Raw genomic sequence first — 14,498 nt, forward strand, 5'->3', positions numbered from 1 at the left:
CACCGGGCGCCCGCCGCCCGGGGGCGGCGGGGGCGGACGCCCGGCGGTCAGGGGTGCGTCAGCGGACGGTGGCCGCGTCGGCGGCCTCGACGTCGTCCTCGGCGGTGCGGCCGGTCCAGTGGTCGGCGGCCGCGACGGTCGCGGCGGGCACGGTGCCCGCGGCGCGGGCCGCGGCGACGCGCTCGGCGTGCGACGGCGGGTTCGCGGGCACGTGCGCGGGGCGCCGCGCCTCGGCCTCCCGCCGCAGCACCGGCACGATGTCCTCGGCCAGCACGTCGATCTGCTCGAGGACGGTCTTGAGCGGCAGGCCGGCGTGGTCGATGAGGAACATCTGCCGCTGGTAGTGGCCGACCTGCTCCCAGAACGCGCCGTAGCGGTCGATGACCTGCTGCGGGCTGCCGACGGTCAGCGGCGTCTCGCGCGTGAAGTCCTCCATCGACGGCCCGTGGCCGTAGACCGGCGCGACGTCGAAGTAGGGCCGGAACTCGTCCCACGCGTCCTGGCTGTTCCTGCGTACGAACACCTGGCCGCCGAGGCCGACGATCGCCTGGTCGGCGCGGCCGTGCCCGTGGTGCTCGTAGCGCTCGCGGTAGAAGTTCACCATCTGCGCCGTGTGCTTCATGGGCCAGAAGATCGCGTTGTGCAGGAACCCGTCGCCGTAGTACGCGGCCTGCTCGGCGATCTCGGGGGAGCGGATCGAGCCGTGCCACACGAACGGCGGCACGCCGTCGAGCGGGCGGGGCGTGGACGTGAAGCCCTGCAGCGGCGTGCGGAACTTGCCGCTCCAGTCGACGACGTCCTCCTCCCACAGGCGGCGCAGCAGCGCGTAGTTCTCGACGGCCAGCGGGATGCCCTGACGGATGTCCTTGCCGAACCACGGGTAGACGGGGCCGGTGTTGCCGCGGCCCATCATCAGGTCCATGCGCCCGCCGCTGATGACCTGGAGCATCGCGTACTCCTCGGCGAGGCGGACCGGGTCGTTGGTGGTGATGAGCGTGGTGGCGGTCGACAGGACGATGCTCTTCGTCCGCCCGGCGAGGTAGCCGAGCATCGTCGTCGGGGACGACGGCACGAACGGCGGGTTGTGGTGCTCGCCCGTGGCGAAGACGTCCAGCCCGGCGGCGTCGGCGTGCTCGGCGATGGTCAGCATCGCGCGGACGCGCTCGGTGTCGTCGGGGGTCCGCCCGGTCGTGGGGTCGGTGGTCACGTCGCCGACCGAGAAGATCCCGAACTGCATGGTGCGCACTCCTGGTTCCGATGTGGTCGATGCGTTTGCATCGAACAGGCGCCTCAACCGTGGCACACGCGGCGCTATTCCGTCACGTCGTGCCACGTCACGTCCCGGCGAGACGCGTCACACCGCCGCGGCGTCAGCGGCGCGGCCGGCGGTCGCCGGCGGCCGGTGCGCGGCGCGACGCCGGTGCGGGCTCCGCCGTGGGCGCCGCGGTCGGCGCCGCCGTCGTCCCCGGCGCCGGGGTGCCCGCGGCGTCGGTCGGGGACGGGGTCGGCTCCGGCGTCGTCGTCGGTGTCGGTGTCACCCACGTGCCCGTCGACACCCGCGCCGTGAGGTCGTCCGTGTCGGTGAGCAGCGCGCTCGTGCGTCCCACGGCCGGCGTGAGCGCCGCGACGGCGGCGACCAGCAGGGCCACGCCGAGCCGGACCCACGTCCCGGTGGCGGGCGCGTCCGCGCGCCGTGCGTCGGTCGGGTCGTGCGGTGCGTCAGTCGAGGAGGAGCGCATCGACCCTCCTGTCGTCCGCCGTGCGGCGCGTGCCGCGCCCCCGGCGACGGCGCGCCTCGAGCACGGACAGCACCTCCAGGGTGGCCAGGGCGACCAGCGGGGGCACCAGCATGACGGCCCGGCCCGTGGGCGACGTCGCCCACACCAGCGTGTCGCCCCAGCCGTGGTGCACGCGCAGCAGCACGCCGCGCACCCGCTCGACCGGGGTCGCGTTCGGGTCCGGCAAGGGGTTCGCGTCGCCCTGCGTGCGCATGTAGTCCTGCCGCACCGGCTGGCCCGACTCGTCGAGCACCGGCTCCATGCGGCCCGTGCCGTCGTCCTGCATCGCGTCGAGGCTGTGCAGCGACACGATGCGGTGCGTGACGAGCCCCGACCCGCCCACGGGCTGGAACGTCACGATCAGGTTCGGCTTCAGCTCGGACGGGTCGGTCACCGAGCGCAGCACCACGACGTCGCCCTCGACGAACCGCGGCGCCATCGAGCCCGACGTCACGACGAGCAGCCGCTCGCCCTGCAGCTGGTACCAGAGCGGCACGAGCAACGCCGCCGCGTACGCGAGCACGCCCGCTGCGACCACGGTCCACAGCAGGACCGACACCGCACGGCGCACGCGCCGGCCCGGGGTGGCGGGCGCGTCGGGTCGCGGGGCCCGTCGTTCGACGAAGGGCTCCGCGTGGACCGGCTGCGTGGTCATCACCCCGGGCTGACGGGTCAGGGGTTGTTGACGGTCTGCTCGGAGTCGAGGCGGAACGTCAGGTCGGCGGCGGTGTTCTGGTACTCGTTGCCCGCGGCGGCGGCCATGTCCACGCGGACGCACAGCGTCTCGGTGCCGTTGACGCCCGCGAGGACGCGGTCACCGTCCTGGTAGCCGGTCCCGGGATCGCCGACGATCGCCGCCGGGTCGTCCGCGTCCGTCGGGAGGCCGAACTCGGCGGTCGCGGTCGCGGTGTCGCCCAGCACGGTGCCCGTGCAGTCCGCCGACGCGAACACGCGCGCCCGCAGCTGCTGGCGCAGGTCGCCGCTGCCGGTGTCGCCGCGTCCGGGCGTGCCCTCGGCGGTGGCGGCGCTGAGGCTCACGGCGTAGCGCAGCTCGAGCGAGCCGGTGTTGCTCACCTGCACGGGCGCGATCACGGAGCCGCCGGGGGCGAGGCCCTCGACCGGCACGTCGAACGTCGCGCCCTGGGCACCGAGCACGAGGGTGCCGGTGCTGATGCGGCCCGTGAGGCTGTCCTGGTCGGTGAAGAGCGCCGACGTCGTCAGCGACGCGACGCCCACGGCCGCCAGCGCCAGGATGGAGCCGGTGGCCCATGCGCGGCGACGACGCGCGGCGTCCTCGCGCGACGGCGCCGGGTCGATCATCTCCTCGAGCAGCTCGTCCATCATGGTCGTCGTCCCCCTCGTCCGGTGCCGGTCCGGCGGGCTGCCGGGCTGCGGGTAGAGCTCACCTTCTCGGTCGCTGTCGACATGGTCGGGCACGACCTTGAGGAAGTGGTGCCAGGTTCACCCGATGGGGTGAAGCGACGGGTGGCTCCCGCGGGCGGTGTCACCCGGTGGCCGCACCTCCTCGGGCGGCGCGGGCCGGGCCCACAGGTAGCCCTGCGCCTGGTCGACCCCGAGCCGCGCGAGCGTCCGCGCCGTGCCCTCGTCCTCGACGCCCTCCGCCACGACGCGCAGGCCGAACGAGTGCGCGAGGTCGACCATCGCCTGCACCACGACCTCCGAGCCCTCGCGTCCCCCGTCGCCGAGGTCGGCCACGAACACGCGGTCGATCTTCAGCTCGTCGACGGGCAGGTCGCGCAGCTGGGAGATCGACGTGGTCCCGGTGCCGAAGTCGTCGATCGCGACGCGCACCCCCAGCGCGCCGAGCCGCTCGAGCACGGGGACGACGCGTGAGCGGTCGGCGACGAGCGCCGTCTCCGTGATCTCCACCTCGAGCAGCTCCGGCCGCACGCGGTGGCGCGCCAGCAGCTCCTCGATCGTGTCGACCACCGCGGGGTCGGCCACGTCGTGCGCCGACAGGTTCACGGCCACGGGCACCGCCGTGCCGTCGGCCGACCACTGCGCGAGCTGCCGGACGGCCGCGTCGAGCGCGAACGACGTGAGCCGGTGGATGAGCCCGGACTGCTCGGCGAGCGGCACGAACGTGCCCGGCCCGACCAGCCCGCGCGTCGGGTGCCGCCACCGCATGAGCGCCTCGAGCCCCACCGTCCGCTGCGACGCGAGCTCGATCTTGGGCTGGTAGTGCATCTCGAGCTGCGCGACGGGCGGCACGCCGAGGGCGTCGCCGCCCGTGCCGCCGTCGCCGGCGGCACGCGCCGACTCGTGCTCCTCCAGCGCGGCGTGCAGCTCGCCCATGAGCACCAGGCGCGCCGGCGAGGAGTCGTCGGCGTCGGGGGAGTAGACGGACACGCCCGACCGCTGGTGCTTCGCCGCGTACATCGCGATGTCCGCCGTACGCATGAGGGACGACGGGTCGTCCGCGTGGTCGGGCAGGCAGGCGACGCCGACGGACGTGTCGACGTGCAGCGCCAGGTCGCCCAGCTCGAACGGCGCGGCGAACAGCCCGCGCACGCGCCGCGCGAGCCGCTCCGCGTTCGCGACGGACCGCACGTCCGGCAGCAGGATCGCGAACTCGTCGCCGCCGAGCCGCGCCACGACGTCGTCGTCGCGCAGCGCGTTGCGCAACCGGGCCGCGACCAGCTCGAGCAGCGCGTCGCCGTGGTCGTGGCCGAGCGTGTCGTTGATGTCCTTGAACCGGTCGATGTCCAGCAGGATCAGGCCGACGCGCGAGCCGTCCTCGCCCGCCTCGCGCACGGCGCGCTGCATCTGCTCGCTGAGCAGGCGGCGGTTGGGCAGGCCGGTGAGCGAGTCGAGCATCGCCAGGCGCGCGTTCTCGAGCGCGGCCGTGCGCAGCCGGCGGGACGTCGAGTGCACGATCCGGAACAGCAGCAGCCACAGCACGACGAGGCTCCCGGCCACGACGAGCGCGACGGTCCGCACCGTGCTCGTCAGCGTCTCCTGCGTCGTGGTGTGGTCGAGCATGACCTCGGCGGCGCCGACCACCTCGTCCGCGTCGACGCCGGTCACCGTCCCGCGGATGTCCGCCGCGTGCACGGGCACGTACACGTCGAGCACCGTCTGCTTCTGGGCCGCCGGGGCGGCGTCCCCGGCGCCGCGCACGTCGGGCTGCACGGCCGCGACCGGCTCGCCCTCGCGCAGCACGAGGTCGAAGCGGTCCGAGTGCGGCAGGCCCGTGCCCGCGGCGCGGGAGGAGTACATGAGGCGGCCGTCCTGGCTCCACAGCCGCAGCTCGACGAGCTCGGCGGAGAAGCCCGCGGTGGCGGCGGCCACCGCCGCCTGGTCCGCGTCCGCGAGGACGCCCGTGACGTAGGCGTCCGCGGGCGTCGCCGCCGACGCGTACGCCGCGACCGTCGCGGCCAGGCTCGTGCCGTCCCGCACCGCCTGCGAGCGCATCTGCGACGACGCGACGAGCACGAGCGCCACCCCGACCACGGCCATGCCGACGAGGCTCACGACCGCGAACCGGCGCGTGAGGCTCGAACGACGGCGACTGGCGGGCACGTGCACCTCATGGCTCGGCGGCGCCCCGGTGGCGGGATACCTCCCGGTCAGCGTAGGTCGTCCGGCCGCGCACGCACGACACGACGCCCGCGCGGCGCGTCGGCGGCGGGCACGGGCGGCGGCGGGAACGCCGCGCGCCGCGGCGGTGTTGTCGCTGTCGACCCCGGCTGTCGAGCCGGGGAGGAGGAGGACGACGTGGGCTACCCCGTCCAGAAGACCGACGAGCAGTGGGCGCTCGAGCTCGAGCCGCAGGAGTTCGCGGTGCTGCGCCGCGCCGGCACGGAGCGCGCGTGGACCGGTGAGCTGCTCGACGAGAAGCGCGACGGCGTCTACCGCTGCCGCGCGTGCGGCAACGAGCTGTTCCGCGCGGACACGAAGTTCGACTCGCACTGCGGCTGGCCGAGCTTCTTCTCGCCGCTCGCAGGCGACCGCGTGGAGCTGCTCGAGGACCGCAGCCACGGCATGGTCCGCACCGAGGTGCGCTGCGCGCGCTGCGGCTCGCACCTGGGGCACGTCTTCGACGACGCCCCGCAGACGCCGACGGGCGACCGGTTCTGCATGAACTCGGTCAGCCTGACGTTCGAGCCCGCGGACGCGGGGTCGACCGGCGCCTGACGACACGCCGCGGACACGCCGCGCCCCGACGAACTGCCCCCTGCAGGTGACTGAAGTCGGGTGCGCGGCGTGCCGATAATGACGGCGTGGAGGAGGTCCTGACAGTCCGGCGATGGCGGCGGTACGGAGCCGACCGCCTCTTCGTCACGCACGAGAGCGGCGGCCGTGTGGGCTCCGTCGACCTGCAGTCCGGCGAGGTCGTCGTGGACGACCCCGTGCTCGAGGCCGGGCTGCGCCGCGCCGCCCAGGAGTACCTGCGCGCCGACGTGCCGGAGCTCGTGCTCCCGCTGCCGCGCGTCACCGGCTCGCTCGACGCGCTCGACGAGGCGGGGCTCGACGCGTGGCTCGGCGCCGACCGCCCGCGCGGCGAGCGCGGCAGCCCGCTCGGGGTGCGCCTCGAGCGCCTCGCCGAGGTCGGGTGGCAGACCGTGCACGACGTGCCGCTCGGCCGCCAGGGCACCGTCGTCGAGCACCTGCTCATCGGCCCCGGCGGCCTGTTCACCGTGTCCGAGCGGCGGCACCCCGGCAGCCGCGTCGCAGTCCAGTCCCGCACCATGCAGGTCGACGGCCGCTCCGTGCCGTACCTGCGCGACGCGCGGCTCGAGGCGGGGCGCGTCCAGGGGCTGCTGCAGTCGGCCGGCTGCGCGGGCGTGAGCGTGCGCGCGGTCCTCGTCGTCACCGGCGAGCTGGAGCGGGACCCGGCGCAGCCGCCGCAGGACGCGCTCGTCGTCGGCAAGCACGAGGTGCCCAACGTCTTCCGGCTGCTGCCGGAGCGGCTCGACCAGGCCCGAGTGCACGCGTTCGCGCAGGTGGCGCGCCGCCGCACCACCTGGGTGCGCTGACGACGTCCGGGCCCCGTGCGCTGCGCGAGGATGGGCGCATGACCGACGACCCCCTGCTGCGGCTGGAGCGCGAGCTCGGGCTGTTCCTGCGCCGGGCGCGTGCCGCGGCGGCGAGCGTCTCGCGGGACGTCCACCCCGACCTCGACCCGTCCGCGTACTCGCTGCTGTCCGCGGTCGCGGCGGACAGCGGCACGCGCGCGAGCGACCTCGCCGACCGGCTCGGTGTCGGGCGGGGGACGATGTCGCGCCAGCTCGCCCGCCTCGAGCGGCTCGGCCTGGTCACCCGCGAGGCGGACCCGCACGACTCGCGCAGCCACCCGCTCACGCTGACCGCGGAGGGCGAGCGCCGCCTGGACGCCGCCCGGGCGGCGCGGCGCGAGTGGTTCCGCTCCGCCCTCGACAGCTGGGGCGCGCAGGAGCTCGACGACCTCGCCGAGCAGCTGGCCCGGCTGAACACGGCGCTCGCCGACCGCGCCCGCGCGACCGGCAGGGACACCCCGGGCGCCTGAGCGCGTGCGCCGGCGCACCCGGGCACGGACGAGCCCCGGCCCCCCACGTGGGGGACCGGGGCTCGTCGGCGTCGTGTGCTCAGGCGCCCGCGGTGCCCGCCTCCTCGGCGGCGAGCCGCTGCTCGATGCCCGAGCGGTTGCCCAGGGGCACCTCGCGCAGCAGCAGGACCGCCACGAGCGAGAGCAGCGCGATCGGGGCCGCGACGAGGAACAGGTCCGCGACGCCCACGCCGAAGGCGTGCTCGACGACGTGGCGGATCGGCGCGGGCAGGGTCGTGACGTCGGGCAGCGCCGACGCGCCGCCGCCGGAGCCGCCGAGCAGCGCCGGGTCGACGTGGGCGGCCCGCAGGCCGTCGACCATGTAGTCCTGCACGCGGTGCGAGAGCAGCGCGCCGAGGGCGGAGACGCCGAGCGTGCCGCCGAGCGTGCGGAAGAACGCGATCGTGGCGGTGCCGGAGCCGACGTCCTGCACGGGCAGGGTGTTCTGCGCGGCGAGGACGAGGTTCTGCATGAGCATGCCGACCCCGATGCCGAGCACCGCCATGTAGACCCCGAGCAGCCAGAACGAGGTCGTCTCGTCGATCGTGCCCATGAGGCCGAGGCCCGCGACCAGCAGGACCGCACCGGCGATCATGAACTTCTTGTAGCGGCCGGAGCGCGAGATGGCGCGCCCGCTCAGCGTCGAGGACAGGAACAGGCCGAGCACCATCGGGATGGTGAGCAGGCCCGACTCGGTGGGCGTGCGGCCGCGGGCGAGCTGGAGGTACTGGCTGAGGTAGACCTGCGTGCCGAACAGCGCGATGCCGACGGCCACCGACGCGACGACGGCGAGGACGACCGTGCGGTCCTTGAACAGGCGCAGCGGGATGATCGGCTCGGCGGCGCGGTGCTCGACCGCGACGGCCGCACCGAGCAGGACGAGCGCGCCGCCGACCATGGCGGCGGTCTGCCAGGACGCCCAGTCGAACGAGTCGCCGGCGAAGGTCACCCAGAGCAGCAGCGTCGCGATGCCCGCGGACAGAAGGATCGCGCCGGCCCAGTCGATCCGCACGCGCCGCTTGCGCAGGGCGGGCAGGTGCAGCGTGCGCTGCAGCACGACGATCGCCGCGACGGCGAACGGCAGGCCGACGAAGAAGTTCCAGCGCCAGCCGGCCGCGTCGGTGATGACGCCGCCGAGCAGCGGACCGCCGACCATGCCGACGGCCATGACGGCGCCCATGAGCCCCATGTACCGGCCGCGCTCGCGCGGGCTGATGATGTCGGCGATGAGGACGGTGCCGAGCGCCGTGAGGCCGCCGGCGCCGATGCCCTGCAGGGCGCGCATGCCGATGAGCATCTCGGTGCTGTGCGAGAAGCCGGCGAGCGCCGAGGAGACGACGGAGACGACGAGCGCGACCTGGACGAGCACCTTGCGGTTCGTGAGGTCGGCGAGCTTGCCCCAGATGGGGGTCGAGATCGTGGTCGTCAGCAGCGTGGCGGTGACGACCCACGTGAACGCGGACTGCGAGCCGTCGAGGTCGGTGATGATCCGCGGCAGCGAGGTCGAGACGACGCTCGTCGCGAGGATCGAGACGAACATCCCCAGCAGGATGCCGGAGAGGGCCTCGAGCACCTCGCGGTGCGTCATGGCGGGGCGGGCGTCGGCGACGACGGGCGGGACGTCGCCGGGGTGCGCGGGGTCGCGCAGAGGGGTGGTGCGGGTGTCGGGCTGGGTGCTCACGCAGGGTCTCGCTTCCGGACGTGCAGGGCGGGGGACCGGCGGCGTCGGCGGTCGGGATCGGTGGGCGTCACGACGGGCGCCGAAGAAAGTTGCTTGAGGCAACTCTAAGTCGAATCGTTACCTCGGGCAACCGTTGCAAGGGTGCCGTTGTTCCCGGCGGCGGGGTGACGCGGGCCCCACCGAGATCGCCCACCCGCTGTCGGCCTTGCCACCTGTGCCCCGGAATGTCGTCGCGTGCGCTCCCGGATCCCGGTGCTGAAACGTTACGGACCCTCGGCGGGCCGTCCCGGTCCCGCGAACGGTGGACGGCGCGGGGGCGACCGTCGCCGCCGCGAGCACCACGAGGGGGAACCATGGCCACCACACGCACACGCCGGGCACTGACGTCGCTGGCCGCGGCGGCCGGCCTGCTCGCCGGCGGCCTCGTCGCCGCCGCGCCCGCGCAGGCCGCGCCGTGCGGCACGTCGATCTCCGACGGCTGGACGCAGATCGTCCCCAGCGGGTACAGCACCTACACGATCCAGCACCGGACGATCTACCACTACAACTGCTCCTCGGTGTCCGTCCGCGTGCAGCCGGACATCGCCTGGGGGCCGGACCTGGCCTGCAAGACCGTCACGCCGTACGCGACGGCGTCGTGGATTTACAAGGAGCAGAGCAACAGCATCGCCCGCTACCGGAGCATGAAGAGCTGCTGAGGCGCCGGACCGGGGTGCGCCGCGTGGCCACCCCGGTCCGTCCCGGCCGGGACGCGTCAGGCGGGCCGGCGTGCCCGCCGCTCGTGCCGCAGGCCCTCCATGTCCTCCAGCTCGACGCCCTTCGTCTCGGGCACCTTCGTCAGGACGAAGAAGAACGACAGCAGCGCGAAGGTCGCGTACATGAAGTACGGGACGGTGGCGCCGAACCTGCCGAGCAGCTCCGGGAACGACACGGTGATGAGGAAGTTGGCGATCCACTGCGCCGACGCGGCCACCCCGAGGGCGGCCGCACGGATCCGGTTCGGGAACATCTCGCCCAGCAGCACCCACACGAGCGGGCCCCACGTCGCGCCGAAGAAGACGACGAACGCGTTCGCGGCCACCAGCGCGGTCACGCCCCACCCGCCGGGCAGCTGCGTGATGACCTCGCCCGCCTGCTCGGGGTCCGGGACCTCGAACGACTGCGTGAACGCGACGGCCATGAGACCGAGCGTGAGCGTCATGCCGGCGGAGCCGATGAGGAGCAGCGGGCGACGCCCCACACGGTCCACGAGGGCGATGGCGATGAACGTCACCGCGACGTTCACGACGGCGGTGATCGTCGAGTACGTGAACGAGTCGCTCTCCTCGAACCCGACGGCCTGCCACAGCGTCGTCGAGTAGTAGAAGATGACGTTGATCCCGACGAACTGCTGGAACACCGACAGCAGGATGCCGACCCACACCACGGGCAGCAGGCCCAGAGCGGGGCCGCGGAGGCTCGCCTGCGCGGCGAGCGCCTCGTCGGTCCGGATCGTGTGCTCGATCTCGCGCACGCGCGCCGCGGCGTCCTCGTCCGGCGGCAGCACCTCGCGCAGGATCGCCGTCGCCTCGTCCTGCCGGCCCTTCGCGACGAGGTAGCGGGGCGACTCCGGGATCCGCCACGCCAGGACCCCGTACACCAGCGCGGGCACGACGCCGACGAGGAACATCCAGCGCCACGCCTCCGCCCCGAACCACAGGTCCTCGCCGGCGCCGCCCGCGCTCGACGCGAGCAGCTGGTCGGACAGCAGGGCTGCGAAGATGCCGATCGTGATCGCGAGCTGCTGCAGCGACCCGAGCCGCCCGCGCAGCCGCGCCGGCGCGATCTCGGCGATGTAGGCCGGCGCGATGACCGAGGCGATGCCGATGCCGACACCGGCCATGACGCGCCAGATCGCGAGGTCCCACGCCGAGAAGGCGATGCCGGAGAGGACCGACGAGACGAAGAACAGCACCGCCCCGAGGACCATGACGCGCGTGCGTCCCCAGCGGTCGGACAGGTGGCCGCCCAGCCACGCGCCCGCCGCGGAGCCGAGCAGCGCGACCGCGACGACGAGGCCCGTCACGACGTCCGAGAGCGCGAACCGCCCCTGCACCGCCTCGACGGCGCCGTTGATCACCGAGCTGTCGAACCCGAAGAGGAAGCCGCCGACGGCGGCCGCCACGGACAGCGCGACGGCCTTGCCCGCGTGCGGGTTGCGCCCGCCCCGCGCCGCGGAGGCGCCGCCCCCGCTCGGAGTCGTCCCGCGGGACGCCGGATCGGACATCGTCCACCCCCGTACACACAGCTCGCACGACCGGCCGGACGGCCTGGTCACGACCACTGTGGCCCCGCCCTTGGGGCGCCGCACCCGGAGGGGTGCCGACGCGACGGGCGTCACGTCCGCGCCCCGCGGAGGTGGCAGCCGTCGGTGGCGGGGTGCATCATCGCCCGGTGGCAGCGACCGAGGGACGTGACGGCGGCGCGGGGCAGGAGCCCCGGCGCCACCACCGGCCCGTGCCGTTCGACCCCGCGCAGGCCGACGCCCTGCCCGGCGACACCGACCCGCAGCTGCGCGGGGAGATCGCGCACACCACCGCGGCCGCGCTCGTGCACCGGGCGCGCGCGTCGCAGGACCCCGACGTCGTGCAGCGGCTCGTCGCGCTCGTCGAGACCGAGGGGCTCGACATGGTCGCGGCGATGTGGGCGGACAGCCCGGCCGACACCCTGCCCGGCGCGCTGTGGCGCCTGTACGTGCTGCGCGAGTGGGTGCGCCGCGACCCCGCCACGGTGGCCGACCGCTACCGCATGGGCGTCACGTCGGCACCCGTGCACGACGTGGTCGCGGGCGTCGTGAGCCCGCCCGGGCCGGCCGACGTGCGGGCCGTCGCGGACGCCGTGCTCTCGGGCGTCTACGCGGGCGACCTCGCGGTGGCGCTCGAGCGCGCCGCCGCGTTCTGCCAGGTGCTGGCCACGGGCGCGGCGTTCGACGCCGACCACCTCGACGTCGTCGACCCCGGCGCGGCGGCGCGGACGACCCGCGGGGCGGCGTCGCTCGTGCGCACCGCTGAGGAGCTGGTCGCGGCCGCCGCGCTGTGGCGTGCCGGACGGCTCGAGTGAGGGCGGGCCGGGGTCCCGTGGCCAGGTCCGGGCGGGGCTGCGCCGCCCGGGCGGGCGACGTCCTCGTTCGCCCGGACGCGTGACGGTGCTCACCGCCGCGGGCGTTCGACCGGTGCGCCGGCGGGTCCCCGCCTAGACTGGACGGGACGTCGGGTCGCGGTGGCCCCGGGCTCCAATCTCAGCCGCTTCGAGCGGCCATGCGCCGAGAGGCGCCCCGCGGCCCGGCGTCCTCATCGTCCGACCGGTGCCCTGCGTGCGGCCCGCGGCCGCGGCGTCACCGTGTCGTCCGTCACCCGGTCGTGGCCCCGATCGGGCCCGGGGTCGGTGCACCTGCCGTTCACGGCCCGTTAGGCTGGGCGCCGCCCGTGCACCCGCCGGGCGTCTGTCTCGTCCCACGCCCCGGAGCTCTCCGTGCGCCTGCGCCTGACACCGCGCGACACCTCGTACTTCGACCTCTTCGCCACCCAGGCCTCGTACCTGGTGACGGGGGCGAACCTGCTGGCCGAGATCCTCGGGGCGGACCGCGCCACCCGCAAGGACATCAACAAGCGGATGGCCGAGGCGGAGCACGCGGCCGACGAGGCCACGCACGCGATCATGCGGCGGCTGAACCAGACGTTCGTCACGCCCTTCGACCGCGACGACATCTACAACCTCGCGTCGAGCCTCGACGACTGCATGGACTTCATGGACGAGGCGGCCGACCTCATCGTCCTCTACAAGGTCGACGAGCTGCCTGCGCGCGTCTCCGACCAGGTGCAGGTGCTGCAGCGCGCCGCCGAGCTGACGGCCGAGGCCATGCCCCGGCTGCGCTCGATGGACTCGCTCCAGGAGTACTGGGTCGAGGTCAACCGTCTCGAGAACCAGGCGGACAAGACGCACCGCAAGCTGCTCGCGCAGATGTTCGACGAGATCACCGACGCGGTCCTCCTGCTCAAGCTCAAGGAGATCGTCGAGAAGCTCGAGGACGCGGCGGATGCGTTCGAGAAGGTCGCGAACAGCATCGAGACCATCGCGCTCAAGGAGTCCTGAGCACAGGTGGAGACCGCGCTCGTCGTCCTCGTCGTCGCGCTCGCGCTCGGGTTCGACTACACCAACGGCTTCCACGACGCCGCCAACGCCATCGCCACGTCGGTCTCGACGCGTGCGCTGACGCCGCGGGCGGCGCTCATCATGGCCGCCGTCATGAACTTCACCGGTGCGCTGCTGGGCACCGAGGTCGCCGAGACGATCGCCACCGCGATCGTCGACCTCGAGGGGGAACCCCCGCACTCCGCGCTCGTCGTGGTGCTGTGCGCCCTCGTCGGGGCGATCACGTGGAACCTCATCACGTGGTGGTTCGGGCTGCCCTCGTCGTCGACGCACGCCCTCATCGGCGGCCTCGTCGGCGCCGGCCTGGCCGCCGGGTTCGGCATCTACGGCTCCGCGATCGTCGACAAGGTCGTCCTGCCGATGATCTTCTCGCCGCTCATCGGCTTCGGCCTCGCGTTCCTGCTGATGGCCGGGCTGCTGTGGATCATCCGCAACCGTGCGCCGTCCAAGGTGAACCGCCGCTTCCGCATCGCGCAGACCATCTCGGCAGCCGCCATGGCGCTCGGGCACGGCCTGCAGGACGCGCAGAAGACGATGGGCGTCATCTTCCTCGCGCTGCTCACGGTCGGCTGGGCCGACGCGGACGCCGGCATCCCGCTGTGGGTCAAGCTGTCCGCCGCCGCGGCGATCTCGCTCGGCACGTACGCCGGAGGCTGGCGCATCATGCGCACCCTCGGCCGCAAGATCATCGAGCTCGACCCGGCGCGCGGCTTCGTCGCCGAGTCCGTGTCCGCCCTCGTCCTGTACGTCAACGCGTTCTACCTGCACGCGCCCGTCTCGACGACGCACACGATCACCTCGGCCATCATGGGCGTCGGCGCCACCAAGCGCCTGTCGGCCGTCCGCTGGGGCGTCGCGAAGAACATCGCCGGCGCGTGGATCCTCACGATCCCGGCGGCCGCGCTCGTCGCCGCCGTCGTCTTCTGGATCCTGCACCCGATCCTCGGCTGACCCCGCACGGCCGCCGCCCCGCGGCCGTCACCACGACGCACGGGCCCCCGTGCCGGTGCCCGCCGGCACGGGGGCCCGCCGCCGTCCCGGCGCCTGCCCTCCGGGCCCACCCTGGCGCCCGCGTCCCTCCGCCGAGTGCGGTACGTCGCACCGAGTGCGGCAGGTGCAACGGGTGCGCTCGGTGCGACCTGCCGCAGTCGGCGTGGGCGAGTGGCGCAGCGGCGGGCCAGGGCACGCGCGCGCGGGCGTCGAGTGACCGCGAGGGCGGCGCGTCCCACCAGGCGCGGTGCGTCCGGGACGTCGCACCCCGAGTGCGATACATGCGTCACGAGTGCGGGTGTTGCAACAC

At 74.3% G+C, this 14,498-nt stretch carries 14 protein-coding genes; 7 read left to right on the forward strand and 7 right to left on the reverse strand.

Annotated features, from left to right (window positions below):
- Window positions 1–58: 58 nt before the first annotated feature.
- The 5 genes from ACFUMH_RS10100 to ACFUMH_RS10120 form a co-directional block, all read right to left on the reverse strand.
- The gene (locus ACFUMH_RS10100) at window positions 59–1,237 is read right to left on the reverse strand and encodes an LLM class flavin-dependent oxidoreductase (RefSeq protein ID WP_378204230.1); all 1,179 of its coding nucleotides are present in this window, start codon (window positions 1,235–1,237) and stop codon (window positions 59–61) included.
- A 133-nt stretch (window positions 1,238–1,370) separates the two neighbouring features.
- Complete coding sequence (locus ACFUMH_RS10105) at window positions 1,371–1,739, reverse strand: hypothetical protein (RefSeq protein ID WP_378204233.1); 369 nt, start codon at window positions 1,737–1,739, stop codon at window positions 1,371–1,373.
- On the reverse strand, window positions 1,720–2,433 hold the full coding sequence (locus ACFUMH_RS10110; RefSeq protein ID WP_378204236.1) for a signal peptidase I: 714 nt from the start codon (window positions 2,431–2,433) through the stop codon (window positions 1,720–1,722). Before ACFUMH_RS10110 ends, ACFUMH_RS10105 begins: the two co-directional genes overlap by 20 nt.
- 17 nt (window positions 2,434–2,450) lie before the next feature.
- Window positions 2,451–3,122: a TasA family protein gene (locus ACFUMH_RS10115; protein ID WP_378204239.1), complete on the reverse strand. Its 672-nt coding sequence runs from the start codon at window positions 3,120–3,122 to the stop codon at window positions 2,451–2,453.
- A gap of 117 nt (window positions 3,123–3,239) precedes the next feature.
- The gene (locus ACFUMH_RS10120) at window positions 3,240–5,321 is read right to left on the reverse strand and encodes a putative bifunctional diguanylate cyclase/phosphodiesterase (protein WP_378204242.1); all 2,082 of its coding nucleotides are present in this window, start codon (window positions 5,319–5,321) and stop codon (window positions 3,240–3,242) included.
- A 195-nt stretch (window positions 5,322–5,516) separates the two neighbouring features.
- Between ACFUMH_RS10120 and msrB the strand changes: the two genes are divergently transcribed.
- From msrB to ACFUMH_RS10135, 3 genes are all read left to right on the forward strand, one after another.
- On the forward strand, window positions 5,517–5,936 hold the full coding sequence (gene msrB / locus ACFUMH_RS10125; protein ID WP_378204245.1) for a peptide-methionine (R)-S-oxide reductase MsrB: 420 nt from the start codon (window positions 5,517–5,519) through the stop codon (window positions 5,934–5,936).
- Between the two features lie 86 nt (window positions 5,937–6,022).
- The gene (locus ACFUMH_RS10130; RefSeq protein WP_378204248.1) at window positions 6,023–6,778 is read left to right on the forward strand and encodes an NERD domain-containing protein; all 756 of its coding nucleotides are present in this window, start codon (window positions 6,023–6,025) and stop codon (window positions 6,776–6,778) included.
- Between the two features lie 38 nt (window positions 6,779–6,816).
- The gene (locus ACFUMH_RS10135; RefSeq protein ID WP_378204251.1) at window positions 6,817–7,287 is read left to right on the forward strand and encodes a MarR family winged helix-turn-helix transcriptional regulator; all 471 of its coding nucleotides are present in this window, start codon (window positions 6,817–6,819) and stop codon (window positions 7,285–7,287) included.
- Window positions 7,288–7,366: 79 nt separating this feature from the next.
- Here ACFUMH_RS10135 and ACFUMH_RS10140 read toward each other — a convergent pair whose 3' ends face one another.
- A complete protein-coding gene (locus ACFUMH_RS10140; RefSeq protein ID WP_378204254.1) occupies window positions 7,367–9,007 on the reverse strand; it encodes an MDR family MFS transporter in 1,641 nt (546 codons plus the stop codon).
- Window positions 9,008–9,360: 353 nt separating this feature from the next.
- Between ACFUMH_RS10140 and ACFUMH_RS10145 the strand changes: the two genes are divergently transcribed.
- A complete protein-coding gene (locus tag ACFUMH_RS10145) occupies window positions 9,361–9,705 on the forward strand; it encodes a hypothetical protein (RefSeq protein ID WP_378204257.1) in 345 nt (114 codons plus the stop codon).
- 56 nt (window positions 9,706–9,761) lie between these two features.
- On the opposite strand, the gene ACFUMH_RS10150 is transcribed toward ACFUMH_RS10145, so the two are convergent.
- Window positions 9,762–11,273 (reverse strand): sugar porter family MFS transporter, encoded by a 1,512-nt coding sequence (locus tag ACFUMH_RS10150; protein ID WP_378204260.1) that lies wholly within the window; start codon window positions 11,271–11,273, stop codon window positions 9,762–9,764.
- Window positions 11,274–11,503: 230 nt separating this feature from the next.
- Here ACFUMH_RS10150 and ACFUMH_RS10155 point away from each other — a divergent pair, with 230 nt between their 5' ends.
- The 3 genes from ACFUMH_RS10155 (at window position 11,504) to ACFUMH_RS10165 (ending at window position 14,149) form a co-directional block, all read left to right on the forward strand.
- Window positions 11,504–12,106, forward strand: a complete 603-nt coding sequence (locus ACFUMH_RS10155; protein ID WP_378204269.1) for a hypothetical protein — start codon at window positions 11,504–11,506, stop codon at window positions 12,104–12,106.
- Between the two features lie 411 nt (window positions 12,107–12,517).
- Window positions 12,518–13,138 (forward strand): DUF47 domain-containing protein, encoded by a 621-nt coding sequence (locus ACFUMH_RS10160; RefSeq protein WP_378204263.1) that lies wholly within the window; start codon window positions 12,518–12,520, stop codon window positions 13,136–13,138.
- Window positions 13,139–13,144: 6 nt separating this feature from the next.
- Window positions 13,145–14,149, forward strand: coding sequence for an anion permease (locus tag ACFUMH_RS10165; RefSeq protein ID WP_378204266.1), 1,005 nt, complete (start codon window positions 13,145–13,147; stop codon window positions 14,147–14,149).
- Window positions 14,150–14,498 lie beyond the last annotated feature (349 nt).

It is taken from the genome of Cellulomonas sp. NPDC057328 (assembly GCF_042667215.1).
Lineage (GTDB): Bacteria > Actinomycetota > Actinomycetes > Actinomycetales > Cellulomonadaceae > Cellulomonas.